The 22,854-nt window shown below is 74.8% G+C and carries 18 protein-coding genes and 1 pseudogene; 11 read left to right on the top strand and 8 right to left on the bottom strand.

Annotated elements, in window-relative coordinates; translation table 11 throughout:
• Positions 1 to 262: 262 nt before the first annotated feature.
• Complete coding sequence (locus GA0070558_RS16870) at positions 263 to 1,324, top strand: hypothetical protein (RefSeq protein ID WP_091280956.1); 1,062 nt, start codon at positions 263 to 265, stop codon at positions 1,322 to 1,324.
• Between the two features lie 68 nt (positions 1,325 to 1,392).
• Here the strand turns inward: GA0070558_RS16870 and GA0070558_RS16865 are convergent, their stop codons facing one another.
• Entirely contained in the window at positions 1,393 to 1,794 is a 402-nt protein-coding gene (locus tag GA0070558_RS16865; protein ID WP_043966639.1) for a rhodanese-like domain-containing protein, read from the bottom strand.
• Between the two features lie 125 nt (positions 1,795 to 1,919).
• Here GA0070558_RS16865 and GA0070558_RS16860 point away from each other — a divergent pair.
• The 4 genes and pseudogenes from GA0070558_RS16860 to GA0070558_RS16845 all read left to right on the top strand — a co-directional run.
• Positions 1,920 to 2,593: pseudogene (locus GA0070558_RS16860) on the top strand (uridine kinase family protein); the annotation flags it as partial.
• The gene (locus tag GA0070558_RS16855) at positions 2,586 to 3,938 is read left to right on the top strand and encodes a dipeptidase (protein ID WP_176734246.1); all 1,353 of its coding nucleotides are present in this window, start codon (positions 2,586 to 2,588) and stop codon (positions 3,936 to 3,938) included. The pseudogene GA0070558_RS16860 and the gene GA0070558_RS16855, both read left to right, overlap by 8 nt.
• Before the next feature lie 113 nt (positions 3,939 to 4,051).
• The gene (locus GA0070558_RS16850; protein WP_043966249.1) at positions 4,052 to 4,258 is read left to right on the top strand and encodes a hypothetical protein; all 207 of its coding nucleotides are present in this window, start codon (positions 4,052 to 4,054) and stop codon (positions 4,256 to 4,258) included.
• 262 nt (positions 4,259 to 4,520) lie between these two features.
• Positions 4,521 to 6,158 carry an ATP-dependent DNA ligase gene (locus tag GA0070558_RS16845; protein WP_176734241.1) on the top strand — a complete coding sequence of 546 codons (1,638 nt, stop codon included), beginning with the start codon at positions 4,521 to 4,523 and terminating at the stop codon, positions 6,156 to 6,158.
• Positions 6,159 to 6,217: 59 nt separating this feature from the next.
• On the opposite strand, the gene GA0070558_RS16840 is transcribed toward GA0070558_RS16845, so the two are convergent.
• Both GA0070558_RS16840 and GA0070558_RS16835 read right to left on the bottom strand, forming a co-directional pair.
• Positions 6,218 to 6,895 carry a hypothetical protein gene (locus tag GA0070558_RS16840; protein ID WP_256091983.1) on the bottom strand — a complete coding sequence of 226 codons (678 nt, stop codon included), beginning with the start codon at positions 6,893 to 6,895 and terminating at the stop codon, positions 6,218 to 6,220.
• Positions 6,896 to 7,165: 270 nt separating this feature from the next.
• Entirely contained in the window at positions 7,166 to 7,987 is an 822-nt protein-coding gene (locus GA0070558_RS16835; protein ID WP_091280941.1) for an SURF1 family cytochrome oxidase biogenesis protein, read from the bottom strand.
• Between the two features lie 221 nt (positions 7,988 to 8,208).
• On the opposite strand from GA0070558_RS16835, the gene GA0070558_RS16830 reads away from it, so the two are divergent.
• Positions 8,209 to 9,600 carry a cobyrinic acid a,c-diamide synthase CobB gene (locus GA0070558_RS16830; protein WP_091280938.1) on the top strand — a complete coding sequence of 464 codons (1,392 nt, stop codon included), beginning with the start codon at positions 8,209 to 8,211 and terminating at the stop codon, positions 9,598 to 9,600.
• A gap of 10 nt (positions 9,601 to 9,610) precedes the next feature.
• Here GA0070558_RS16830 and GA0070558_RS16825 read toward each other — a convergent pair whose 3' ends face one another.
• On the bottom strand, positions 9,611 to 11,743 hold the full coding sequence (locus GA0070558_RS16825) for a transglycosylase domain-containing protein (protein ID WP_091280935.1): 2,133 nt from the start codon (positions 11,741 to 11,743) through the stop codon (positions 9,611 to 9,613).
• A gap of 121 nt (positions 11,744 to 11,864) precedes the next feature.
• Between GA0070558_RS16825 and cobC the strand changes: the two genes are divergently transcribed.
• Genes cobC through cobA form a run of 3 tightly spaced genes read left to right on the top strand, consistent with a single transcriptional unit; the run spans position 11,865 to position 15,486 of the window.
• Entirely contained in the window at positions 11,865 to 13,133 is a 1,269-nt protein-coding gene (cobC, locus tag GA0070558_RS16820; protein WP_256091982.1) for an Rv2231c family histidinol phosphate aminotransferase CobC, read from the top strand.
• Positions 13,133 to 14,245 (top strand): nicotinate-nucleotide--dimethylbenzimidazole phosphoribosyltransferase, encoded by a 1,113-nt coding sequence (cobT, locus tag GA0070558_RS16815; RefSeq protein ID WP_091280932.1) that lies wholly within the window; start codon positions 13,133 to 13,135, stop codon positions 14,243 to 14,245. The genes cobC and cobT overlap by 1 nt, the downstream gene beginning before the upstream one ends.
• On the top strand, positions 14,242 to 15,486 hold the full coding sequence (gene cobA, locus GA0070558_RS16810) for a uroporphyrinogen-III C-methyltransferase (protein ID WP_077938659.1): 1,245 nt from the start codon (positions 14,242 to 14,244) through the stop codon (positions 15,484 to 15,486). The genes cobT and cobA overlap by 4 nt, the downstream gene beginning before the upstream one ends.
• 144 nt (positions 15,487 to 15,630) lie before the next feature.
• Here the strand turns inward: cobA and otsB are convergent, their stop codons facing one another.
• The 4 genes from otsB to GA0070558_RS16790 all read right to left on the bottom strand — a co-directional run bounded on the left by otsB (position 15,631) and on the right by GA0070558_RS16790 (position 20,437).
• On the bottom strand, positions 15,631 to 18,237 hold the full coding sequence (gene otsB, locus GA0070558_RS16805; protein ID WP_091280930.1) for a trehalose-phosphatase: 2,607 nt from the start codon (positions 18,235 to 18,237) through the stop codon (positions 15,631 to 15,633).
• Entirely contained in the window at positions 18,234 to 19,634 is a 1,401-nt protein-coding gene (locus GA0070558_RS16800; protein WP_077938661.1) for an alpha,alpha-trehalose-phosphate synthase (UDP-forming), read from the bottom strand. Before GA0070558_RS16800 ends, otsB begins: the two co-directional genes overlap by 4 nt.
• Positions 19,635 to 19,775: 141 nt before the next feature.
• Positions 19,776 to 20,162: a hypothetical protein gene (locus GA0070558_RS16795; protein WP_091280927.1), complete on the bottom strand. Its 387-nt coding sequence runs from the start codon at positions 20,160 to 20,162 to the stop codon at positions 19,776 to 19,778.
• Positions 20,159 to 20,437: a hypothetical protein gene (locus GA0070558_RS16790; protein WP_091280925.1), complete on the bottom strand. Its 279-nt coding sequence runs from the start codon at positions 20,435 to 20,437 to the stop codon at positions 20,159 to 20,161. The genes GA0070558_RS16795 and GA0070558_RS16790 overlap by 4 nt, the downstream gene beginning before the upstream one ends.
• A gap of 214 nt (positions 20,438 to 20,651) precedes the next feature.
• Between GA0070558_RS16790 and ettA the strand changes: the two genes are divergently transcribed.
• Together ettA and GA0070558_RS16780 are read left to right on the top strand one after the other, a co-directional pair.
• Complete coding sequence (gene ettA, locus GA0070558_RS16785) at positions 20,652 to 22,328, top strand: energy-dependent translational throttle protein EttA (RefSeq protein ID WP_077938664.1); 1,677 nt, start codon at positions 20,652 to 20,654, stop codon at positions 22,326 to 22,328.
• A gap of 2 nt (positions 22,329 to 22,330) precedes the next feature.
• The gene (locus tag GA0070558_RS16780; protein WP_077938665.1) at positions 22,331 to 22,786 is read left to right on the top strand and encodes an acyl-CoA thioesterase; all 456 of its coding nucleotides are present in this window, start codon (positions 22,331 to 22,333) and stop codon (positions 22,784 to 22,786) included.
• The last annotated feature ends 68 nt before the right edge of the window (positions 22,787 to 22,854 follow it).

The following is a 22,854-nucleotide window of genomic DNA, read 5'->3' as shown; positions in this document are numbered from 1 at the left end:
CCATCCGGAGCGCCGCGCTGACCCGGCCCTCAGCCATCCAGCGCGTCGCGCCGAACCCACCCGGAACCCGGCGCGCCGCGCCGAAACGGGCTCCGGCCATGCGGAGCGAGCGTCGCGCCGACCGGCTCCCGGGTACCTCGCCGGCAGTGACGTGTCGCACATGTCCGGACACGCGCAGGTCGGCGACCGCGAGTCGGATCCCGGGTCGCCGCCACCCCCGTCGGCGGCCGTCGGGGCCCGGCGCGCTCGCTAGGCTGCGCCGATGATCTTCAATCGCAGGGGGAAGCTGGCGGACCGGGTCGCCGACGTCGAGGCGGCCGTGCGCGGGCGCGACGGTGACGCCATGACCAGGGCCGTGGCGCGGGTCTGGCAGGCGGCGCAGCAGGCGTCCGTGGCGGAGCTGGACGCGGTGCTGCCCCGGTGCGTGGCGCTGCTGCCGCAGCTCGGCACCGGCGCGGGCGGCCAGTTCTCCGTCCTCTGCGGCGCGCTGGTCGAGCTGGGGGCCCGCCCCGACGAGCTGGTCACCCCGGCCGCCGACGGGCTCGCCGCCGCGCTGGCCGGCGCGCACCGCTTCCGCTCCGGCTGGCAGCGGGTACGCGGCGACGACGCCCTGCCCGACCCCGACGATACCGCCACGATGGACGACGCGCTCGCCGCCCTGACGGAGGCGTGCGACGACGAGGCCGCCGCCATCGACGCGGTCCAGGGCTGGTACGCGGCCGGCACCTGGGCGATGCCCGTGATCACCCTGTTGCAGCAGTCCGCGTCGGTGCGCGCCTCGTTCCCGCACCGGGAGCGGCTGCTGGAGGTCGGTGCCGGGCTGGCCGGCGAGCGGCCCGACCTGGAGTGCGTCCTGGGCCTGCTGCGGGTGCTCGACGGCGAGCGGCTGCTGGTGCTGCACCGGGCCACGGGCCGGGGCTGGCGGGTCACCATCGACGGGGTGGCCGACAACTTCCAGCTGCACACCCTGCTGGCCGGGGCGCTCGCCGGCCCGGCGGAGCGGGGGCTGATCGAGGGGCTGACCGTCGACCCGGCCTGGGTGGAGGTGGCCACCGACGCGCCCGAGGACCGGTTCGGCGGCACCGTCGTGGGCAGCTTCAACCTGGTCGACGGGCACGGCAAGTGGATCTGGAACGAGGGCGCCCCGGCGGACATCCCGCTCTTCGAGGGTGCCCGCGTCGTGGTCCTCGACCCGCCGCCGTACCAGCGGAGCTGGAACAACATCCGGCGGTTCCCGCTGATGTCGGCGGCCCTGACGGTCGACGGGGCGCTCACCGAGGCCGAGGCGGCCCACTGGCTGGGCCGGGTGACCGAGCCGGCCTGACCGCCGCCCGGTCCCAGCACCGCCGCCCGGCCAGCACCGCCAGCGGGCGGTCAGTAGCGAGCGGGCGGTCAGTAGCGGATGTCGGCGGGGCGGTCGGACATCGGCAGCCCCGCCTCCCGCCATGCCTCGACGCCGCCGACCAGGTCGGTGGCGCGGTGCAGGCCGAGCGTCCGCAGGCTCGCCACGGCCAGGCTGGAGCTGTAGCCCTGCCGGCACACCACCACGATCTCCCGGTCGTACCCGGTGGCCTCGGGGATGCGCCACTCGCTGGCCGGATCGAGCCGCCACTCCAGCACCGTCCGGTCGATGACGACCGCGCCGGGCAGGTCGCCCTGATCCCGGCGCTGCGCATCGGTGCGGGTGTCGACGAGCAGCGCGCCGAGGCGTACCGCCTCGACCGTCTCGTGCGGGGTCAGCCGGCGGACCCCCGAACGGGCCTGTTCCAGCAGGGCGTCGATGCCCGGGCTCATCACGTTGTGGCGCACGGCACGATCATGCCTGCGGCCCGGGGACTCCGCGCAACGAAACGGCCTCGGTTCGACCGGACGACGTACGGCCGACGTGCCCGCCGGGGCGGACCGCTAGCGTCGGGGCCGTGGGGGTGCCGGTCGTCGAGACGTACGCCGGGCTGGGCCGGCGGGTGCTGGCCGGGCCGGCGCGGTTGGGGCGTACCCGACTGGTGGCGGTCGACGGGCCGAGCGGCGCGGGCAAGAGCCTCTTCGCGGCGCGCCTCGCGGACGCCCTGGCGGCGCTGCCCGGCGGCGGGCGACCACCGGTGGTGCACACCGACGACCTGCTCGACGGCTGGCCCGACCAGCTCACCTTCTGGTCCCGGCTGGAGCGGTGGGTGCTCGCCCCGCTGCGGGCCGGTCAGCCGGGGTCCTACCGGCGGTACAGCTGGGTGCGGCACCGCTTCCTGCCCGGCGAGGTGCCCGTCCCGCCCGCCGGTGTCGTGATCGTCGAGGGGGTGTCGGCGGCGCGGGCGGCCGTCCGGCCCGAGCTGACCCTGTCGGTGCTGGTCACCGCGCCCGCCGAGCTGCGGCTGACCCGGGCCGTCGCCCGGGACGGGCCGGGGATCCTGCCCGAGCTGCGCCGCTGGCACGTCGGTGAGCGCGCGCACTTCGCCGCCGACGGCACGGCCGACGCGGTCGACCTGGTCGTCGACGGCGCGCCGGACGTGCCGCACGACCCCGGCACCGAGTACGTCCGCCGCCGGCCTCGGTAAGGCCGGCATACGATGCCGGTCATGACCTCACCGATCATGTCCGACGCCGAGGTGCGGGCCGCCGTCGCGCGGGAACTGCCCGGCGTCCGCGCCGACCTGGAACGACTCGTCCGCATTCCCGGCATCGCCTTCGACGGCTTCGACCACTCGCACGTCGAGCGGTCCGCCGAGGCGGTGGCGGAGCTGCTGCGCGGCTGCGACCTCGACGTGCGGATCGTGCGGTCCGGCGGGCAGCCGGCGGTGATCGGGACGCGGGCCGCCCCGCCCGGCGCGCCGACCGTGCTGCTCTACGCCCACCACGACGTGCAGCCCGTGGGCGACCTGTCGCTGTGGGAGTCCGACCCGTTCGAGCCCGTCGAGCGGGACGGCCGCCTCTACGGCCGGGGCGCGGCCGACGACAAGGCCGGGATCATGGCGCACGTCGCGGCGCTGCGCGCGTTCGGTGACCGGCTCCCCGTCGGCGTGGTGATCTTCGTCGAGGGCGAGGAGGAGTACGGCTCGGACTCGCTGGAGCGGCTGCTCGCCGAGCACCGCGACGCGCTCGCCTCGGACGTGATCGTGATCGCCGACTCGGCCAACTGGGACGTCGGCGTGCCGGCGCTGACCACGTCGCTGCGCGGCATCGTCAACTGCTTCGTGGAGGTCCGCACCCTGGACCACGCCGTGCACAGCGGCATGTTCGGCGGCGCGGTGCCCGACGCGCTGACGACGCTGGTCCGGCTGCTGGCGACGCTGCACGACGACGCCGGGGACGTGGCGGTCGCCGGGCTGTCCGGCCGGGAGGGCGCGACCGTGGACTACCCGCAGGACCGGTTCCGGGCCGAGGCCGGGCTGGTCGACGGCGTGTCGCTCATCGGCACCGGCCGGATCACCGACCGGATCTGGACCAAGCCGGCGCTGGCCGTGCTCGGCATCGACGCCCCGGCCACCGGCGAGGCCCCGAACGCCCTGGTCCCGGCGGCGAAGGCCAAGCTGAGCGTGCGGCTCGCGCCGGGCGACGACCCGCAGCGGGCGTACGCGGCGGTGCGCGAGCACCTGACGAAGCACGCCCCGTGGGGCGCCCGGGTGGCGGTGACGCTGGAGCACGACGGTGCCCCGTGCGTCATCGACGCGTCCGGCCCGATGTTCGACGCGGCCCGCGACGCCTTCCGTACGGCCTGGGACGGCACCGAGCCCGTGGACATCGGCATCGGCGGGTCGATCCCGTTCATCGCCACGTTCCAGGAGATGTTCCCGCAGGCGGCGATTCTGGTGACCGGGGTGGAGGACCCGCACGCCCGGGCGCACGGCCCGAACGAGAGCCTGCACCTCGGCGAGTTCGCCCGGGTCTGCGCGGCCGAGGCGCTGCTGCTGGCGAAGGTGGCCGCGGCGGCGGAGCGGGGCCGCTGAGGCGCGGGTGACGCCGCCGGCACGAACCGGAGTTAGGTGACGGAACCGTAACGTCCCAGTTCATCGGGGTGTTTTCGGCGTGTCGCGGGACAGCCTGGTATAGCCTTTCGAACATGAGTACGAACGAGGTGATGGCGCGGCTCGGGGCCGCCGTCAGCGCTCTGGGGGACGTGGACGTCTCCGCGTGGTCCGAGGACACGCTCAAGGAACAGCTCGGTGACCTTTCCACCGCCCTGGTGACGCTCGACGCGCTGCTCTCCCGCGTCGCCGACGAGGTGCGCGCCCGCGGCCTGCGCATCGAGGAGCCCGTCGCGGCCTGACCGTGCGGCCTGCGGCCGTGGCCAGCTGTCCGGTCGCGGTCGCGGCCAGCCGGCCGTGCGGTCGTGGCGCGACCGGCCGGGCGCGGTCGGCGCGGGCCGGGCTCCACCGAGACACCGGTCCCCGCACGCTGGGGGGCGGCGGGGACCGGGCGGTCCGGGCATCCGGCACGGGTGCCGGGCCGGGGTGACGCGGCGGCTCCGGAAGCGGCAACTTCCGGTGGCGTTCCGCGTATCCCCAGCGGTGTCGGGGGTGGCTGGCAGGATGAGGTGCGTGCGGTTCCTCGACCTGGCGGCCACCTCCGCCGCCGTGGGCGCGACCACCGGCCGGCGGGCCAAGGTGGACCTGCTCGCGGCGGCGCTGCGGGCGCTCGACCCCGCCGAGGTCCCGGCGGGCGCCGGCTGGCTCGCCGGTGAGCTGCGGCAGCGGCAGACCGGCGTCGGCTGGGCCGGGCTGCGCGACCTGCCGCCGCCGGCCGCCGAGCCGACCCTGACCGTCCGCGCGGTCGACGCCGCGATCGACGACATCGCGTCGGTGGCCGGCCCCGGCTCCCAGGCCCGCCGCCGGCAACTCCTGCACGGGCTCTTCGCCGCCGCCACCGCCGACGAGCAGCGGATGCTGCGCGGCCTGTTCAGCGGCGAGCTGCGCCAGGGCGCCCAGGCCGGGCTGCTCGCCGACGCGGTCGCCCGCGCCGCCGACGTGCCGCTGGCCGCCGTACGCCGGGCGCTGCTGCTCGCCGGTGACCTGCGGGCCGTGGCGGTGGCCGCCCTGGGCGGCGGCGCGGCGGCGCTGGCCGAGTTCCGGCTCCGGGTCGGCCGGCCGCTCGCCCCCATGCTGGCGTCCAGCGCCCCCACGGTCGACGACGCGCTGGCCGCGACCGGCGTCCCCGCCGTGGTCGACGTGAAGCTCGACGGCATCCGCATCCAGGTGCACCGCTCCGGCCCCGACATCGCGGTCTTCACCCGCAGCCTGGACGAGATCACCGACCGGGTGCCCGAGGTGGTCGCCGCCGTGCGGGCGCTGCCCGCCCGGGAGCTGGTGCTCGACGGCGAGGCCATCGGGCTGGACGACACCGGCCGGCCGCTGCCGTTCCAGCAGACCTCCAGCCGGGCCGCCCGCCGCTCCGCACCGGCCGCCGGGGCCGGCTCGTCCGACGACACGCCCGTGTCGGCACCCGTCGCCGACGGCCTCGCCCCGGTCGCCCCGGCCGTGCGCGCCGCCGCCGAGAGCACGGGCGAGGCGGTGCTGACACCGTACTTCTTCGACCTGCTGCACCTCGACGGCGACGACCTGATCGACCGGCCCGGCCGCGAGCGGTGGGCGGCGCTGGCCGGCGCGGTCGACCCGACGCTGCTGGTCGGCCGGATGACGGTCGACGACACCGAGGCGGCCGGGGCGGCCTTCGCCGCGGCGCTCGACGCCGGGCAGGAGGGCGTGGTGGTCAAGAACCCCGACGCGCCCTACGACGCCGGGCGGCGCGGCGCGGCCTGGGTCAAGGTGAAGCCGCGGCACACCCTCGACCTGGTGGTGATCGCCGTGGAGTGGGGCAGCGGCCGGCGCAGCGGCTGGCTGTCCAACCTGCACCTCGGCGCGCGGGACCCGGCCACCGGCGAGTTCGTCATGCTCGGCAAGACGTTCAAGGGGCTCACCGACGAGGTGCTGCGCTGGCAGACCGAGCGGTTCCTCGCCCTTGCCGTGGAGCGCGGCGACTGGGTGGTGCGGGTCCGCCCCGAGCAGGTGGTCGAGATCGCGTTCGACGGGGTGCAGACCAGCTCCCGCTACCCGGGCGGGATGGCGCTGCGCTTCGCCCGCGTGGTCCGCTACCGCAGCGACAAGACCGCCGCCGAGGCGGACACCATCGACGCGGTCCGGGCGCTGCACGTCGGCCACCTGCCGTCGTGATGTCGGGCGGGTGGCGGCATCCCGAGCTGCGGATACCACCACCTGCCCGACACGACCGGTCAGGCTGACAGCGACCGGGCGTAGTTGACCTGGTTGTTGATGTGCATGACCTGCCCCTGGTCGGTGACGGGGATGCGGGCCACGTACTGGTGGGGGCCGTTGCTGACCGTCACCTGCACCGTGCCGTAGTGCCGGGTCTCCTTGATCAGCAGGAAGAGCAGGCTGAAGATGGTGAGGCAGAAGAAGCCGAGCACGGCGCAGACGATCGCCCAGGTGGCGACCTTCTGCTCCGTCTGCCAGTAGTCGGCGACGTGCCACTGCGTCCCGGCCAGGGGCAGCACGCCGGCCGGGGTGCGGATCTCCGGCGGGGTGACCATGATCTCGCCGATCTGCACCGCCACCACGGAGGACGCCCCGTACTGCGGGGCCCCGAGCGGGCCCGCCAGCGCCGGCGGGTAGGGCCCGGCCGGCGGCGCCGAGTACGGTCCGGGGCCAGGCGGCGCGGAGTACGGGCCGGTGGCGGGCGGGGCGGAGAACGCGCCCGTGCCCGGCGGTGCGGAGTACGGGCCGGGCGGCGCCGAGTACGGCGCGGCGGCCGGCGGCACCGGGAACGGAGCCGTGGCCGGCGGCGGGGCGAACGGGTCGGCGGTGGCCGGGAAGCCCGCCGGTGGGGTCGAGTACGTCGTCGAGCGCGGCGTGACCGCCCACGGGTCGGTCGACGGATGCGTCGCGGTCACCGGCTCGGGGGAAGGCAGGCCCGGGGAAGCCGGCCCCGGCGAGGGCAGCTCCGGGAAGGGCGGGCCCGAGGCGGGCGGCTCCGGCGGGTGTGGTGGCGGCGTGGGATCAGGGGTCACCGCGACCCCCCACGGTAGTCGATCACCCGGCGGACACTACAACTTCCCGTCGCGCCCCGGCGACCCGCCGAGTGTCCGGTTTCCGCAGCGAGCCCGGCCGGAGAAATGCTCGGCGACGGTCAGGCGGGGCGCTCGGGGTGGGCCCGGCGGCGGTCAGGCGGGGGTGCTCGGGGAGGGCTCGGCGGCCCGGTCGAGTGGCTTCGCCGGCCCGTCCAGCCCGGCCTCCCGGCGGGCCTCCCGCCGTGCCACCCAGCCGTAGCCGAAGAGCGTCATCACGGCGAAGATCCACCACTGCACCACGTAACCGAAGTTCTGCCAGTTGTTGGTGTGCCCGATCGGCACCGCCTGGAAGACCGGGTCGGCGGCCGGCGTCTGCTCGTCGAGCAGGACGTACGCGCCGTAGACCGGGTAGGGCAGCTCCCGGGCCAGCCGGGGGACGGCGATCCGCCGGGTCTCCAGCCGGCCGTCGCGTCGGTCGACGGCCCCCGCGCCGCTCTCGGTCGGGTGCACCCGGCCCACCACGGTCACCTCGCCCGGCGGCACCGGCGGCAGCTGCGGCTGCGCCAGGGCCCCGCCCGGGGCGGGCGGCACCCAGCCCTGGTCCACGAGCACGGCCGTGCCGTCGGCGAGGACCAGCGGGGTGACGATCTCGAAGCCGACCCGGTTGTCGACCGTCCGGCCCCGGACCAGGACGATGTTCGTCGTGTCGTACCGGCCGGTCACGGTGACCCGCGACCAGGTGGCCTCGTCGGCGGGGGCCGGGCCGGCGGTGCCGCCGCCCCCGGTGGGGGCCGGCACGGCGTCGCGCAGCTGCACCGGCGTCATCCGGCTGCCGGCGTCGATCCGCTCGTTGATCGCGGTGCGGCCCCGGTAGCGGTCCAGCTGCCAGTTGCCGAGCAGCACCATCACGGCCGCGGCGACCAGGGTCAGCGCGAGGATGCCCAGCCAGCGTGGCGTCAGGAGGAACCGGTACACGCGTCGAGGCTACCCGCAGGACCGCCGTCACCAGGCGACCGGCCCCGACCCGGTGGCGGGCGGCGCGGCGCGCCCCTCCGGCGCGACCGCGCGACGCAACCCTTCCCCCGCGACGCGAGCCGTTCGGCGGCCGCCGGGCGTCCGTCCGGGCGGGTATCGTCACGCGGGCGGATCGGGGGGCCGACCTCCGCCGCGTACCACCCCCGCCGGAGGAGTCGCTGATGACCGTCGTGCCGCGCCTCGTGCTCAGCGCGCCGTCCTCGGGTCACGGCACGAGCGCGGTGGCGCTCGGGCTGCTCGCCGCCTTCGCCGAGCGGGGCCTCGACGTCGCCGGGTTCAAGGTCGGGCCGGACCAGGTCGACGCCGGCTATCTGGGGCTCGCCGCCGGCCGTCCGGGGCGCACCCTCGACGCCCGGCTGGTCGGGCCCGAGCGCGTCCCGGCGCTGTTCGGCCACGGTGCCGCCGGTGCCGGGCTCGCCGTGGTGCAGGGCACCATGGGGCTGTACGACTCGGTCGCCGGCCAGCCGGAGACGGAGTCCACCGCCGCCGTGGCGATCGCGCTGCGCAGCCCGGTGGTGCTGGTGGTCGACGTGGCGTCGATGGGGCAGTCGGTGGCCGCCCTGGTGCACGGCTTCCGGGCGTACGACGAGCAGCTCTGGCTGGGCGGGGTGATCCTCAACCGGGTGGCCTCGCCTCGGCACGAGGCGATGCTGCGCGAGGCGCTCGACGACGTCGGCGTGCCGGTCTACGGCGCGGTGCGCCGCCACGAGCTGCCCCCGGTGCTGCCGGCCCGGCGGCACGGCCTGGCCCCGGTGGTCGGCCGCGACGCCGACGCGCTGCGGGCGGTCCGCCGGCTCGGCGAGGCGGTGGCCGCCACGCTCGACCTGGACCGGCTGCTGACGCTGGCCAGGTCGGCCCCGCCGGTGCCGGGCGAGCCCTGGTCGCCGGAGCCGGCCGAGCCGGCGGACCCGTCGGGGCCCGTGCCGGCCGGCGCGTCCCCGGTGATCGCGGTGGCCGGCGGGTCGGGCGGCGACTACGGCCCCGTCGAGACGGCCGAGCTGCTGCGGGCGGCCGGCGCCGAGGTGGTCCGCTTCGACCCGCTGCGCGACGAGGCGCTGCCCGCCGGGGCGGCCGCGCTGGTCGTCGGCGGCGGCCTCCCCGAGTCGTACGCGGAGCAGCTCTCCGCCAACCGTCGGCTCTGCATCGCCGTGGCGGAGCTGGCCCGCACCGGGCGGCCGGTGCTCGCCGAGGGCACCGGCCTGCTCTGGCTGGCCCGGGAGCTGGACGGGCTGCCGATGTGCGGCGTGCTCGACGCGGTGGGCGCCAGCCGCGACGGCGTGGTGGTCGGCTACCGGTCGGCGACCGCCCGCACCGACAGCGTGCTGGCCCCGGCCGGTGCGACGGTCGTCGGCTACAAGGAGCACCGGGCGGTGCTCACCCCCCGGGCCGGGCAGGCCCCGGCGTGGAGCTGGGACGGCGGCGCGCCCGAGGGGTTCGTCTGGCGGGGCGTGCACGCCTCCCAGCTGATGGTGCACTGGGCCGGGCAGCCCGGGGTCGGTGCGCGGGTCGTCGCGGCGGCCCGGGCCGCCGCGACGCTCGTGGCTCCCGCCTGACCGTCGCCGGTCAGCCGACGATGGCGTCGGAGGGCGGGGTGAACTGGCGGGTGGGCTGACCCTTCAGCCCGTCGCGCAGGGTGTTCGCCACCGCCGCGATCGGGATCTGGGACTGCCCGTCGCCGACCGCGTTGAACGGGTTGTCCGGGTCCGCGATGAAGCTCGCCGCCGCCAGCTCCGGTGTGTAGCCGACGAACCAGGCCGACCGGGTGCTGTCGGTCGTACCCGTCTTGCCGGCCACCGGGCGCCCCACCGTGCCGCGCACGCTGTCGGCGGTCGACCAGCCGCCGCAGCTGCCCTTCGCCGGGGTGTCGCCGGTCGGGCAGCGGGCCGCGTCGGTGGCGGCGCGGGCCGCGTCGGCGCTGACCACCTGCCGGCAGCGCGGCTTGGCGACCTCCCGCTCGATCCCGCCGGCCGTCGTGTACGTGGCCGGGGTGCCGTCCCGCTTGCTGATGGACTGGACGGGCATCGCCTCGCAGTACCGCCCGTCGGCGGCGATCGCGGCGTAGGCGTTCGCCATCTCCAGCGGGGTGGCGTCGGAGACGCCCAGGGTGAACGCGCCCCACTTCTTGGCCTTGGTCGGCGACGCCTGATCGCGGTCGACGTCGGTGCGCCAGCGCAGCCCGAGCTGCTCGGCGAGCCGTACGGCGGCGTCCGCCCCGACCTTCTCCTCCAGTTGGACGAAGTAGGTGTTCACCGACTTGCCGAACCCGGACCACATGGTCTGCCGGCCGGTCATCGCGGCACTGGCGTTGGACGGGGCCCACCCGTCGTACACGGCGGACTGATACCGGTACGGCGAGTCGTACGCGGTGGACAGTGGCATCCCGGCGTTGAGCGCGGCCAGCATCGGGAACATCTTGAACGTCGATCCGGCCTGGTAGCCGGGGAGGTCGCCGCCGCCGAGCAGGGGCGCCACGGTGTTCGGGTAGTTGGCCTTCACCTTCGGCGACGCCTCCGGGTTGGAGCTGGGCCCGTTCTCGCTGACGTCCAGCGAGTAGTTGCGGTTCACCGCCATCGCCTTGATCCGCCCGGTGCCCGGTTCGGCGACGACGATGCCGTTGGCGAACGGGCTGCCGGTGTTCTCCTTGGCCCCGACGTTCTTCTCGGCCGCCGCCTGGATCTTCGGGTCGATGCTGAGCACGATGCGGTAGCCGCCGCGGCGCAGCTTGTCCATCCGTTCCAGCCGGTTCTCCCCGAACGCGGGCTGGGCGCTCCACCAGTTCTTCAGGTAGTCGCAGGCGAAGCCCCAGGTCTGGTACGTCGCCGGCAGCGACGCGCAGTCGTTCGGCGGGTCGGTCAGCTTGAGCCGGATCGGCTCGGCCTTCGCCGCGGTGGCGGCGTCCGGGCTGAGGTAGCCGAGCTGCGCCATCCGGTCCAGCACGTAGTTGCGCCGGCCGGTGGCGTCCTTCTGGTCGGAGCTGGCCGGGTCGTACTCGGAGGGCGACTTGACGAGGCCGGCGAGGGTGGCCGCCTCGACCGGGCTGAGGGTGGCCGGCGTCTTGGAGAAGAAGATCTGCGCGGCGGCGTAGATGCCGTACGCCCGGTGGCCGAAGTACGCCGAGTTGAGGTAGCGCTCCAGGATCTGCTCCTTGGTCAGCTCCTTCTCGACGTCCAGCGCCATCCGCATCTCCTTGACCTTGCGCAGGCTGGTCTGCTGGGTGGCTTCCTGGACCTCCTTCGGGGTCTTGGCGCTGTCCCGGAGGGTCATCCGGACGAACTGCATGGTCAGGGTCGACGCGCCCTGGGAGACCCCGCCGGATTGGGAGTTGGCGACGAAGGCGCGGGCGGCGCCCTTCGGGTCGACGCCCCGGTGCTGGTAGAAGCGGCTGTCCTCGGCGGCCACGATGGCCTGCTGAATGTTCGGGGACATGTCGGACAGCTTCGTGTAGCGGCGGTACTCCTCGTAGAACATCGTCAGCACGGTGCGTCCGTCGGGCGCGTACACGTACGAGGTCTCGGCGGGCAGCGCGGTGCGCAGGATGTCGGCCTTCTGCTCACCGGCGTGCGCGGTGGCCTTGGCGCCGAGGCCGGTGACGGCGGCCAGCGGGTAGAGCGCGCCGGCGATGACGATGCCGGCGATCAGCCCGGCGCGCAGGAGAGGGACGAGACGACCAGCGGAGGCAAGGGGTCGGTAGCTCACGGGGTCAAGTTATGACATTTCCGATTCGTCCGTGAGAACAATTCATAAACCGGCGGCGGGTGACGCGGCCCACGCCGGGATGCGCTGTCCCGCGCGGCGGCTTCCCGGCAGGATCGCGGACATGCGTGCTCACCTGGTGCCGCCACCACCCACCCGGGACGAGCCGGACGCCACCGTCGGGACCGACCCCGCTCCCGACCCCGGCCCCGACGGACCGGGCCCCGACCGGACCGCCCCCGGTCAGGCCGGCATCGCCCCCGGTCAGGCCGGCATCGCCCCCGGCCAGGCCGGCATCGCCCCCGGTCAGGCCGGTCCGGCCCTCGGCCACGACGGTCCCGTCCCCGACGGTCCCGACCTCGGCCACCACGGGGACGCCGAGGTCGGCGACGGCCTGGTCGACCTCGCCGTCAACGTCCGCCGCGCCCCGATGCCGGACTGGCTGGCCGACCCGATCACCGCGGCCCTGGGCGAGCTGGCCGCGTACCCGGACCCCCGGCCCGCCCGCGCTGCCGTCGCGGCCCGGCACGGCCGCTCCCCGGAGGAGGTGCTGCTCACCGCCGGGGCCGCCGAGGGCTTCGTGCTGCTCGCCCGCGCCCTGACCGGCGCACGCCGGCCGGTCGTCGTGCACCCCCAGTTCACCGAGCCGGAGGCCGCGCTGCGGGCAGCCGGGCACTCCGTCGAGCGGGTGCTGCTCGACCCCGCCGACGGCTTCCGCCTCGACCCGGCCCGGGTGCCCGCCGACGCCGACCTCGTCATGGTCGGCAACCCCACCAACCCCACCTCCGTGCTGCACCCGGCCGCCGACCTCGCCGCGCTGGCCCGACCCGGCCGCGTCCTCGTCGTCGACGAGGCGTTCGCCGACACCACCGCCGCGCCCGGCGTCGACGGCGAGCCCGAGTCCCTCGCCGCCCGGCGGGACCTGCCCGGCCTTGTCGTCGTGCGCAGCCTCACCAAGACCTGGGGACTGGCCGGGCTGCGGATCGGCTACCTGCTCGGCGAGGCCCCGCTGCTGGCCCGCCTCGCCGCCGCCCAGCCGCTGTGGGCGGTCTCCACCCCGGCGCTCGCCGCCGCCACCGCCTGCGCGTCCCCGACCGCCGTCGCGGCCGAGCGCGCCATCGCCGCCGAGCTGGCCGCCGACCGCGACCACCTGGTGACCCGCCTGTCGGCCCTGCCCGGCGTACGCGTCGCGGGCCACCCGGCCAGCGCGTTCGTGCTGGTCCACCTGCCCGGCGCGGCCGGGGTGCGGCAGCGCCTGCGCGAGCGCGGCTGGGCGGTACGCCGGGGCGACACGTTCCCCGGCCTCGGCGCAGACTGGCTGCGGGTGGCCGTGCGCGACCGGGCCACCACCGACGCCTTCGCCCAGGTGCTGGCGGAGATCCTGGAGGCATGATGCTGCACACCACCATCGCGGCGATCCGGCCGCTCGACGAGCCGGCGATGGTCGCCGCCGGTGAGCTGCACGGTCGGCTCACCAAGCCGGCCGGCTCGCTCGGCGTCCTGGAGGAGCTCTCGGTGCGGCTCGCCGGCCTGGCCCGCTCCTGCCCGCCGCCGCTGCCCGAGCCGGCGGCCGTGGCGATCTTCGCGGGCGACCACGGCGTGCACGCCCAAGGGGTGACCCCCTGGCCGCAGGAGGTCACCGCGCAGATGATCGGCAACTTCCTGGCCGGCGGCGCGGTGGTCAACGCGTTCGCCCGGCAGGCCGGCGCCTCGGTCACCGTCGTCGACGTCGGCGTCGCCACCCCGCTGCCGCCGGCCGTCCCCGCCCAGGCGGACGGTCCGCCCGGCGACCCGGCGGGGCGCCCCGCCGCCACCAGGACGCCCCGCCTCGTGGCGGCGAACGTGCGCCCCGGCACCCGCGACCTCGCCGTCACCGCCGCCCTCACCCGCGACGAGGCGCTCGCCGCCGTGGAGACCGGCATCCGCATCGCCCGTGAGCTGATCGACGCCGGGGCGGGCATCCTGCTCACCGGCGACATGGGCATCGGCAACACCACCCCGGCCGCCGCCTTGGTCGCCGCGTTCACCGGCGTCGACCCCGCCGAGGCGACCGGCCGGGGCACCGGCGTGGACGACCCCACGTACGCCCGCAAGATCGGGGTGGTGCGGGCGGCGCTGGCCCGGCACGCCCCCGACCCGGCGGACCCGCTGGGCGTCCTCGCCGCCGTCGGCGGCCTGGAGCACGCCGCCCTGGCCGGGCTGATCCTCGGCGCCGCCGCCCGCCGGGTGCCGGTGCTGCTCGACGGGGTGATCGCGGTCAGCGCCGCGCTCGCCGCCGTCGCGTTCGCCCCGGACGCGGTCGGCGCGCTGGTCGCCGGGCACCGCTCCGCCGAGCCGGGGGCCACGGCCGGGCTGCGCCACCTCGGGCTCGACCCGCTCATCGACCTCGGGCTGCGCCTCGGCGAGGGCACCGGCGCGCTCCTGGCCCTGCCCGTGGTGACCGGCGCGGTCCGGGTGCTGCACGAGGTGGCCACGTTCGACTCGGCGGGGGTGGCCGAGAAGTGAGCGCACCCAATCCGTACCCCCTGGGTCTGCGCCTGGCGGGCCGGCGGGTGGTCGTGGTGGGCGGGGGAGCGGTGGCCACCCGGCGGGTGCCGGCGCTGCTCGACGCCGGCGCGGACGTCCTGCTGGTCTCGCCGGAGCTGACCCCCGCGCTGCGCGCCCACGTCGACGCCGGCCGGCTGCACTGGGAGCCGCGCCGCTTCGCCCCCGACGACCTGGACGGGGCCTGGCTGGTGCAGGCGGCCGTCGACGACCCGGTGGCCGCCGCGGCGGTCAGCGCCGCCGCCGCCGAGCGGCGGATCTTCTGCGTCCGGGCCGACGACCGGGCCGCCGCGACCGCGTGGACGCCGGCCGTCACCCGGCACGGCCCGGTGACGGTCGCCGTCCTCGGCGGCGGCGACCCCCGCCGCGCCATGACGGTCCGCGACGCCGTCCGCGACCTCCTCGGTGCAAGGAAGGGCCCCCTGTTAACGGATTCTGTAGAGGAGGGGGCCCCTGTTAACAACGCTGCCGCCGGGCGCGGGCGGGTGGCGCTCGTCGGGGCCGGGCCGGGCGACCCGGAGCTGATCACCGTGAAGGGGTGGCGGCTGCTCACCGAGGCCGACGTGGTGGTCGCCGACCGCCTCGTGCCGGGGCTGCTGCTCGACGAGCTGCGCACGGGCGTCGAGCTGGTGGACGCCTCCAAGATCCCGTACGGGCCGTCGCGGGCCCAGGAGGAGATCAACCGGATCCTCGTCGACCGGGCCCTGGCCGGGGCGTTCGTGGTGCGGCTCAAGGGCGGCGACCCGTACGTCTTCGGTCGGGGCGGTGAGGAGCTGCTGGCCTGCGCGGCGGCCGGGGTGCCGGTGACCGTGGTCCCCGGGGTGACCAGCTCGATCGCCGCCCCGGCGGCGGCGGGCGTCCCCGTCACCCACCGCGCGGTGGCGCACGAGTTCACCGTGGTCTCCGGGCACGTCGCGCCCGACTCGCCGGCCTCGTTGGTGCGCTGGGACGCCCTCGCGGGGCTGCGCGGCACGCTGGTGATCCTGATGGGGCTGAAGAACCTCGCCGCGATCACCGGGACGCTGATCGGGCACGGGCGGCCCGCGGACACGCCGGTCGCGGTGGTGCAGGAGGGCACGACCGGCGACCAGCGCAGCCTGCGCTCGACGCTCGGTGCGGTGGCCGCCGACGTGGCCGAGGCGGGCCTGCGGCCCCCGGCGGTCGTGGTGGTCGGCGACGTGGTGGGCGCGCTCGACGGCTGACCCCGCCCGCCACCCGCCCGGCGCTGCCCGTGCCGGCCTCACCCGTGCGGGGCCCTTCCCGTGCCGAACCCACGAGATCGGGCGTTAAGAAGGGCCCCCTGCTATGCGCAATGCGTTAACAGGGGGCCCTTCCTTACACCTCGGTCACTGCTTGAGCATGTTGTCCAGCAGCAGGGCGCAACGGATCAGGCCGAGGTGGCTGTACGCCTGCGGGTGGTTGCCCAGCCCGCGCTCGGCCAGCGGGTCGTACTGCTCGGGGAGCAGCCCCGTCGGGCCCGCCGTGTCGACCATCTGGGCGAACAGCTCCTCCGCGTCGGTGCGGCGGCCGGTGCGGAGGTATGCCTCGATCAGCCACGCCGTGCAGATGTGGAAGCCGCCCTCGCGCCCGGGCAGGCCGTCGTCCCAGTGGTAGCGGTAGACGACCGGGCCGCTGCGCAGGTCGGCCTCGATGCGCAGCACGGTGGACAGGAAGCGCGGGTCGTCGCCGGGGAGCAGGCCCGACAGGCCGATCCACAGCGAGGAGGCGTCCATGTCCTCGTCGCCGTACGCGACGCTGTAGGCCTCCACGTCGGCGTGCCAGCCGTACTCCAGCACGTTGGCGCCGATCCGGTCGCGCAGCTCCACCCACTCGGGCCGGTCCTCGCCGCTGTGCTGCCGCACCACGTGCAGCGCCCGGTCGACGGTCATCCAGCACATCACCTTCGAGAAGATGTGGTGCCGCGGGGGGAGGCGGGCCTCCCAGATGCCGTGGTCGGGCTCGTGCCAGCGGCGGCGGACCGCCTCGACCATGTTCTCCAGCACCCGCCACTCGTCCTCGCGGACGGAGCCCCGGGCGTCGGCGACGGCGGCGATGAGGTCGGCGATCGGGCCGAACACGTCGAGCTGGAGCTGGTGGTTGGCGAGGTTGCCGACCCGCACCGGCCGGGAGCCGGCGTAGCCGGGCAGGGTGTCGATGACCGCCTCGGCGCCCAGCTCGTACCCGTCGACGGTGTAGAGCGGGTGCAGCCGCTCGGGGTGCCCGCCGGTGCGTTCGATGCAGCCGTCCACCCAGCGCAGCAGCCCCTCGGCCTCCTCGGTGGAGCCGAGGTCGACCAGCGCCCGCGCGGTCATCGCCGCGTCGCGCAGCCAGCAGTAGCGGTAGTCCCAGTTGCGCACGCCGCCCAGCTCCTCGGGCAGCGACGTGGTCGCCGCCGCGAGGATCGAGCCGGTGGCCTCGTGGCAGAGGCCGCGCAGGGTCAGCGCGCTGCGGGCGACCAGGTCCCGGGCGGTGGCGGGCAGCCGCAGCGAGGCCACCCAGTCCTTCCACGGCTGCTCGGCGGCGGCCTGCCGCTCGTGGACCGTCAGCCGGTGGTGCTCCAGGCTGTGCGTGCCGAAGCGCAGCTCCAGCACCACCTGACCACCGGCGGCGGACAGGTCGACGACGGCCTTCGCCGTCTCGTACCCGCCGTCGTTGTCGACCTGCCACTGCACTCCGGGGGAGTAGAGCGCGATCGGCTCGTTGGAGCCGAGCACCAGCAGCCCGTCGCCGACCGGCTGGAGCTGCGTGGCGACCTGGCCGAACTCGGGCCGGGGGGCGAACTCCACCCGCACCTTCCCGGAGCCGGTGAGCACCCGCACCAGGGCGGAGTCGCCGGTGACGACCGCCGGGCCGTCGGGGGTGGTCTCCCGGGCCGGCTTGTCCAGCCAGTCGGTGACGGTGAGGCCCGACCAGCGGGTCTCCACCGTCATCGTGCCGGAACGGTAGCGCTGGCCCAGCGGGATGCCGCCGCGCTCGGGGGCGACGCTGAAGTGCCCCGCCGGGCTGCCGCCGACCAGGTCGGCGAAGATCGCCGCCGAGTCGGGCTTGGGGTGGCAGAGCCAGGTGACCTTGGCCTCGGGGGTGAGCAACGCGACCGTACGCCCGTTGGCGAGCATCGAGTGCCGCTCGATCGGGACGGCGCGTTCCCCGAACAGCCAGTGCCGCCGGGTCTCCAGCAGCAGGCCCAGCGCGCGGGCGGCCTCGATGGGCTCGCCGACCCGGTAGTCGGCCTTCGTCTCGCCAAGGCCGATCTTGATGCCCATGTCGGGGCCGTGCAGGTTGCCGAACGCGTTCTCGTCGGTGACGTCGTCGCCGATGAACAGCACGGCGCTGGCCGAGAGTTGGGTGCGGAGCTGGTCGACGGCGGTGCCCTTGTGGGTCGCCACCACCGACAGCTCGATGACCTCCTTGCCCTGGGTGACGGTGACGCCGTCCCAGGTGGCGGGGCCGGAGCGGACCGCGTCGACGGCGGCGGCGGCGACCTTCGGGTCCACCCCGCGGGTGTGCACGGCGACGCTGGCGGGCTTGCGCTCCAGCCGGACGCCCGGGTGGGCGCTGGCGATCTCGCGCAGCGCGTCGCGCAGCCGGGTGCGCACGGCGATCAGCTCGGGGGAGAGTCGCTCGACGAAGCCGATGTCGAACTCGGAGCCGTGGCTGCCGACGAGGTGGACCTCGCTGGGCAGCCGGGAGAGCGCGGCCAGGTCGCGCAGCGCCCGGCCGGAGACCACGGCGACGGTGGTCTGCGGCAGCGCGGCGAGCGCCCGGACGGCGGCGACCGACTCGGGCAGTGGCACGGCCTTGCTCGGGTCCTCCACGATCGGCGCGAGGGTGCCATCGTAGTCACAGGCGACCAGGAGCTGCGGGACCCGGGCTATCCGCCCGATGGCCGCCCGCAGGTCCGGATCCAGCACTCCCGCGGCCGGGGCCGCCCCGTCGTGGACGGACGTGTTCACGCAACCTCCGTATCAGGCACACCGAGCTCGGTGAGGAACGACTTCGCCCAGTGCCCCACGTCGTGGGTACGCAGGTGGCGCTGCATGACCCGCATGCGGCGGCGGGCCTCGGGCTTCTCCACGTGCACGGCCTTGAGCAACGCGTCCTTGACCGCGTCCGGGTCGTGCGGGTTACACAGGAACGCCTGGCGCAGCTCTGTCGCGGCGCCGGCGAACTCACTGAGCACGAGCGCGCCGCCCTGGTCGGCGCGCGATGCCACGTACTCCTTGGCCACCAGATTCATTCCGTCTCGCAGCGGGGTCACCATCATCACGTCGGCGGCCACGTACATCGCCGCCAACTCACTGCGACTGTACGACTGATGCAGATAATGCACCGCCGGCACGCCGACCCTGCCGAATTCGCCATTAATCCGGCCAACCTCGCGCTCGACCTTGACCCGTAGGGCCTGGTAGTGCTCCACCCGTTCGCGGCTCGGCGTCGCCACCTGCACCATAACCGCGTCCGGAACTGTCAACTTTCCGTCAGCAAGAAGTTCGCGGAAAGCCTTGAGCCGGAGCTCGATGCCCTTCGTGTAGTCGAGCCGGTCGACGCCCAGGATGATCGTCCGGGGGTTGCCCAGCTCCTCGCGGATCTGCTTGGCCCGGGACTGGATCGCCGGGTCCTCGGCCAGCCGCTCCATCTCCTTCGTGTCGATGGAGATGGGGAACGCGCCCGCCTTCACCTGGCGGCCGTCGACCTGGATCATCTGCCCCTCGTAGCGCAGCCCGAGCAGGTGCCGGGCCAGCCGGACGAAGTTCTGCGCCGCGAGCCGCTGCTGGAAGCCGATCAGGTCCGCGCCGAGCAGCCCGCGCAGGATCTCGGTGCGGAACGGCATCTGCATGAACAGCTCGATCGGCGGGAACGGGATGTGCAGGAAGAACCCGATCCGCAGGTCGGGGCGCAGCTCGCGGAGCATCGCCGGGACGAGCTGGAGCTGGTAGTCCTGCACCCAGACCGTCGCGCCCTCGGCCGCGACCTCCGCCGCGGCCTCCGCGAACCGCGCGTTGACCAGCCGGTACGCCTCGCGCCAGCGCCGCTTGTACGCCGGTGTCTCCACCGCGTCGTGATAGAGCGGCCAGATCGTCGCGTTCGACTGGCCCTCGTAGTAGCGCTCCAGCTCGTCGGCGCTCAGCGGCACCGGGTGCAGCCGGATGCCCTCCAGGTCGAACGGCTCGGGGGCGGGGCCGGTGCCGCCGGCCCAGCCGACCCAGGTCCCCTGGTGCTCGGCGAGGACGGGGTGCAGGGCGGTGACGAGGCCACCGGGGCTGCGTCGCCACTGCCGCCCCTCGGGGGTGTTCACCTCGTCGACCGGTAGTCGGTTCGCCACGACGACAAAGGAACTACGGACGGTCACGTTCGGCCACCTCCGGGTGCTGACGGGTCCACCGCGATTGAGCGTACTGAGCGTAGCTGCGGCGTCTGGGGCCCCGTGCCGGAGTTACCTACCCGTCCCACGCTGGCCGAACCGTGAAGGTGATCACGTCGGCCGCCCGGCTCACAGATCGATGATCGGCCACTCCTTCGGCAGCACCTCGCCCAGCACCTCGCGCCGGTCCGTCATGATCGGCGTCGTCGCCCGGGCGGCCTCCATCGCCGCCTGCGCCAGGTCCATGCTCCCCAGGGTTCGCGACCAGCCACCGAGGATCGCGCACATGTCGTGCTCGACGGGAGTGACGACCACCTGTTCGAGGTCGCCGAGGATGTCCAGGAGCGGCCAGCCGTCGCTGGTCACCTGCCGGTACGCGGCGGCCAGGCAGAGGGCGGGGACGACCACGGCCTGGAGCTTGTCCGCGACCTTGGCGATCTGCTCGCCGACCGCCTCGGTCCCTTCGGAATAGGCGAGCAGGCAGGAGGTGTCGAGCACCAGGCCGGCCTCGCTCACGAGGCCAGCCGTCCGCGCGACGCCTCGCCCAGCAGCGCCGCCGCCTTGGCCCGCAGCTCGGGGGTGATCTTCGCCTGCGCCTCGTCGAGCCGCTGCCCGGCTTCGCTGAGACCCGCCTCGGTCAACCGGAAGCCGACCTGCCGCAGTGCCCGACGGGTGCGTTCCCCGGCCATCCGCTGCCGGACGCTCTCGGTGATGAACGCCGAGACGTTCGGCTCCTCGGCCAGCCGCTGCGCCACGTCGTCGGGAACGCTGATGGCGATCTTCTTGGTCATACCGCGAAAGCTATCCGGTTATACCGGGCGGGGCAAGGAGGCGCGCTGGCGTACCGCCTGGGCGGGGTGATGTGGGCGCAGCTCGGCGTACCTGTCAGGATTGACGATGGCGTGCGTCGTGGCCGGCCCCCGGCCGGCGGCGGCGAGGGGCCCCGGAGCCCGCGCCCGCATCCCGACGCGTCGAGACCAGCAATCAACGGAGGTAGCCCGCACCGTGGCCCAGTTCATCTACGTCCTGGAAAAGGCGCGCAAGGCGCACGGCGACAAGGTCGTGCTGGACAACGTGACGCTGAACTTCCTGCCGGGGGCCAAGATCGGTGTGGTCGGCCCGAACGGTGCCGGTAAGTCCAGCCTCCTCAAGATCATGGCAGGGCTCGACCGGCCGAGCAACGGCGAGGCCCGGCTCATGCCCGGCTACACCGTCGGCCTGCTCGCCCAGGAGCCGCCGCTCAACGACGCCAAGACCGTCCTCGGCAACGTCGAGGAGGCGGTCGCCGAGATCAAGTCGAAGCTGGAGCGGTTCAACAAGATCGCCGAGCAGATGGCGACGGACTACTCCGACGAGTTGATGGAGGAGATGGGCAAGCTCCAGGAGGAGCTGGACACCGCCGACGCCTGGGACATCGACTCCAAGCTCGAACTGGCCATGGACGCGCTGCGCTGCCCGCCGCCGGACGCCGACGTGACCCAGCTCTCCGGCGGCGAGCGCCGCCGCGTGGCGCTGTGCAAGCTGCTGCTGGAGGCGCCCGACCTGCTGCTGCTCGACGAGCCCACCAACCACCTGGACGCCGAGAGCGTGCAGTGGCTGGAGCAGCACCTCGCGAAGTACGCCGGCACCGTCCTGGCCATCACCCACGACCGCTACTTCCTCGACAACGTGGCCGGCTGGATCCTGGAGCTGGACCGGGGCCGGGCCATCGGCTACGAGGGCAACTACTCCACCTACCTGGAGAAGAAGGCCGCCCGGCTCTCCGTCGAGGGCCGCCGCGACGCCAAGATGAAGAAGCGCCTCTCCGAGGAACTGGAGTGGGTCCGCTCCAACGCCAAGGCGCGGCAGACCAAGTCCAAGGCCCGCCTCGACCGCTACGACGAGATGGCCGCCGAGGCGGAGAAGACCCGGAAGCTGGACTTCGAGGAGATCCAGATCCCGCCGGGCCCGCGCCTGGGCAGCACCGTCATCGAGGCGCACAACCTGACCAAGGGCTTCGGCGACCGGATTCTCATCGACAACCTGTCGTTCTCGCTGCCGCGCAACGGCATCGTCGGCATCATCGGCCCCAACGGCGTCGGCAAGACCACCCTGTTCAAGACCATCGTCGGGCTGGAGCAGCCCACCGGCGGCGAGGTCAGGGTCGGCCCCACGGTCTCGCTGTCGTACGTCGACCAGAACCGGCAGGGCCTGGCCGGCGACAAGACGGTCTGGGAGGTCGTCTCCGACGGGCTCGACCACCTCATGGTGGGCAAGGTCGAGATGCCGTCGCGGGCGTACATCGCGGCGTTCGGGTTCAAGGGCCCCGACCAGCAGAAGCCGACCAAGGTGCTCTCCGGCGGCGAGCGCAACCGGCTCAACCTGGCGCTGACGCTCAAGATCGGCGGCAACGTCATCCTGCTCGACGAGCCGACCAACGACCTCGACGTCGAGACCCTCTCCAGCCTGGAGAACGCGCTGCTGGAGTTCCCCGGCTGCGCCGTGGTCATCTCCCACGACCGGATGTTCCTCGACCGGGTCGCCACGCACATCCTGGCCTGGGAGGGCGACGACGAGAACCCGGCGAAGTGGTTCTGGTTCGAGGGCAACTTCGAGGCGTACGAGAAGAACAAGGTCGACCGGCTCGGCGCCGAGGCGGCCCGCCCGCACCGGGTGACCTACCGCAAGCTCACCCGCGACTGAGCATGGCGGACCGCTTCGTCTACCACTGCACGCTGCGCTGGTCCGACCTGGACGCGTACGGCCACATCAACAACTCGCGCTTCCTCACCCTCTACGAGGAGGCGCGGGTGGCGTTGATGTTCGCCGGCGGCAAGGCGTGGGGCGTCGGCTCGTTCGCCGACGGGGTCGTCATCCGCCGGCACGAGGTCGACTACCTGCGCCCGGTCGACTACGCGCTCGGCCGGGCCACGGCGGAGGCCGCTCCCACCGTCCGGATCGAGCTGTGGGTGGAGGAGATCCGGGCGTCCCGGTTCACCGTCGCCTACGAGTTGTACGACGGCGACACCCTCGCCAGCACCGCCCGCTCGGTGCTGGTCCCGTTCGACCTGGCCGCCCAGCGGCCCCGGCGGATCACCGACGAGGAGCGGGCCTTCCTGCTGTCGTACGCCCCCGGCGGCACGTCCGGGAGGCCGGCGTGAGCGGCGCCCCGGCGCGCCCGCAGGGCCCCGGCCCGGCCGGCACGGATCCCGGCCCGGCCGGCGGGCAC

The sequence above is a fragment of the Micromonospora haikouensis genome (assembly GCF_900091595.1).
In the GTDB taxonomy this organism is placed as follows: Bacteria; Actinomycetota; Actinomycetes; order Mycobacteriales; family Micromonosporaceae; genus Micromonospora; species Micromonospora haikouensis.
The sequence above is the reverse complement of the archived record's forward strand: the minus strand, read 5'-3'. Positions and strand labels throughout refer to the sequence as shown.

Coding starts and splice junctions, on each gene's coding strand:
- GA0070558_RS16855 (WP_176734246.1), top strand. CDS start 2,586: ATGTCCGACGCCGAGGTGCGGGCCGCCGTCGCGCGGGAACTGCCCGGC.
- cobT (WP_091280932.1), top strand. CDS start 13,133: ATGCTGCACACCACCATCGCGGCGATCCGGCCGCTCGACGAGCCGGCG.
- GA0070558_RS16790 (WP_091280925.1), bottom strand. CDS start 20,437: ATGACCAAGAAGATCGCCATCAGCGTTCCCGACGACGTGGCGCAGCGG.
- GA0070558_RS16830 (WP_091280938.1), top strand. CDS start 8,209: ATGACCGTCGTGCCGCGCCTCGTGCTCAGCGCGCCGTCCTCGGGTCAC.
- GA0070558_RS16850 (WP_043966249.1), top strand. CDS start 4,052: ATGAGTACGAACGAGGTGATGGCGCGGCTCGGGGCCGCCGTCAGCGCT.
- cobC (WP_256091982.1), top strand. CDS start 11,865: ATGCGTGCTCACCTGGTGCCGCCACCACCCACCCGGGACGAGCCGGAC.
- GA0070558_RS16845 (WP_176734241.1), top strand. CDS start 4,521: ATGAGGTGCGTGCGGTTCCTCGACCTGGCGGCCACCTCCGCCGCCGTG.
- GA0070558_RS16870 (WP_091280956.1), top strand. CDS start 263: ATGATCTTCAATCGCAGGGGGAAGCTGGCGGACCGGGTCGCCGACGTC.
- GA0070558_RS16865 (WP_043966639.1), bottom strand. CDS start 1,794: ATGAGCCCGGGCATCGACGCCCTGCTGGAACAGGCCCGTTCGGGGGTC.
- GA0070558_RS16780 (WP_077938665.1), top strand. CDS start 22,331: ATGGCGGACCGCTTCGTCTACCACTGCACGCTGCGCTGGTCCGACCTG.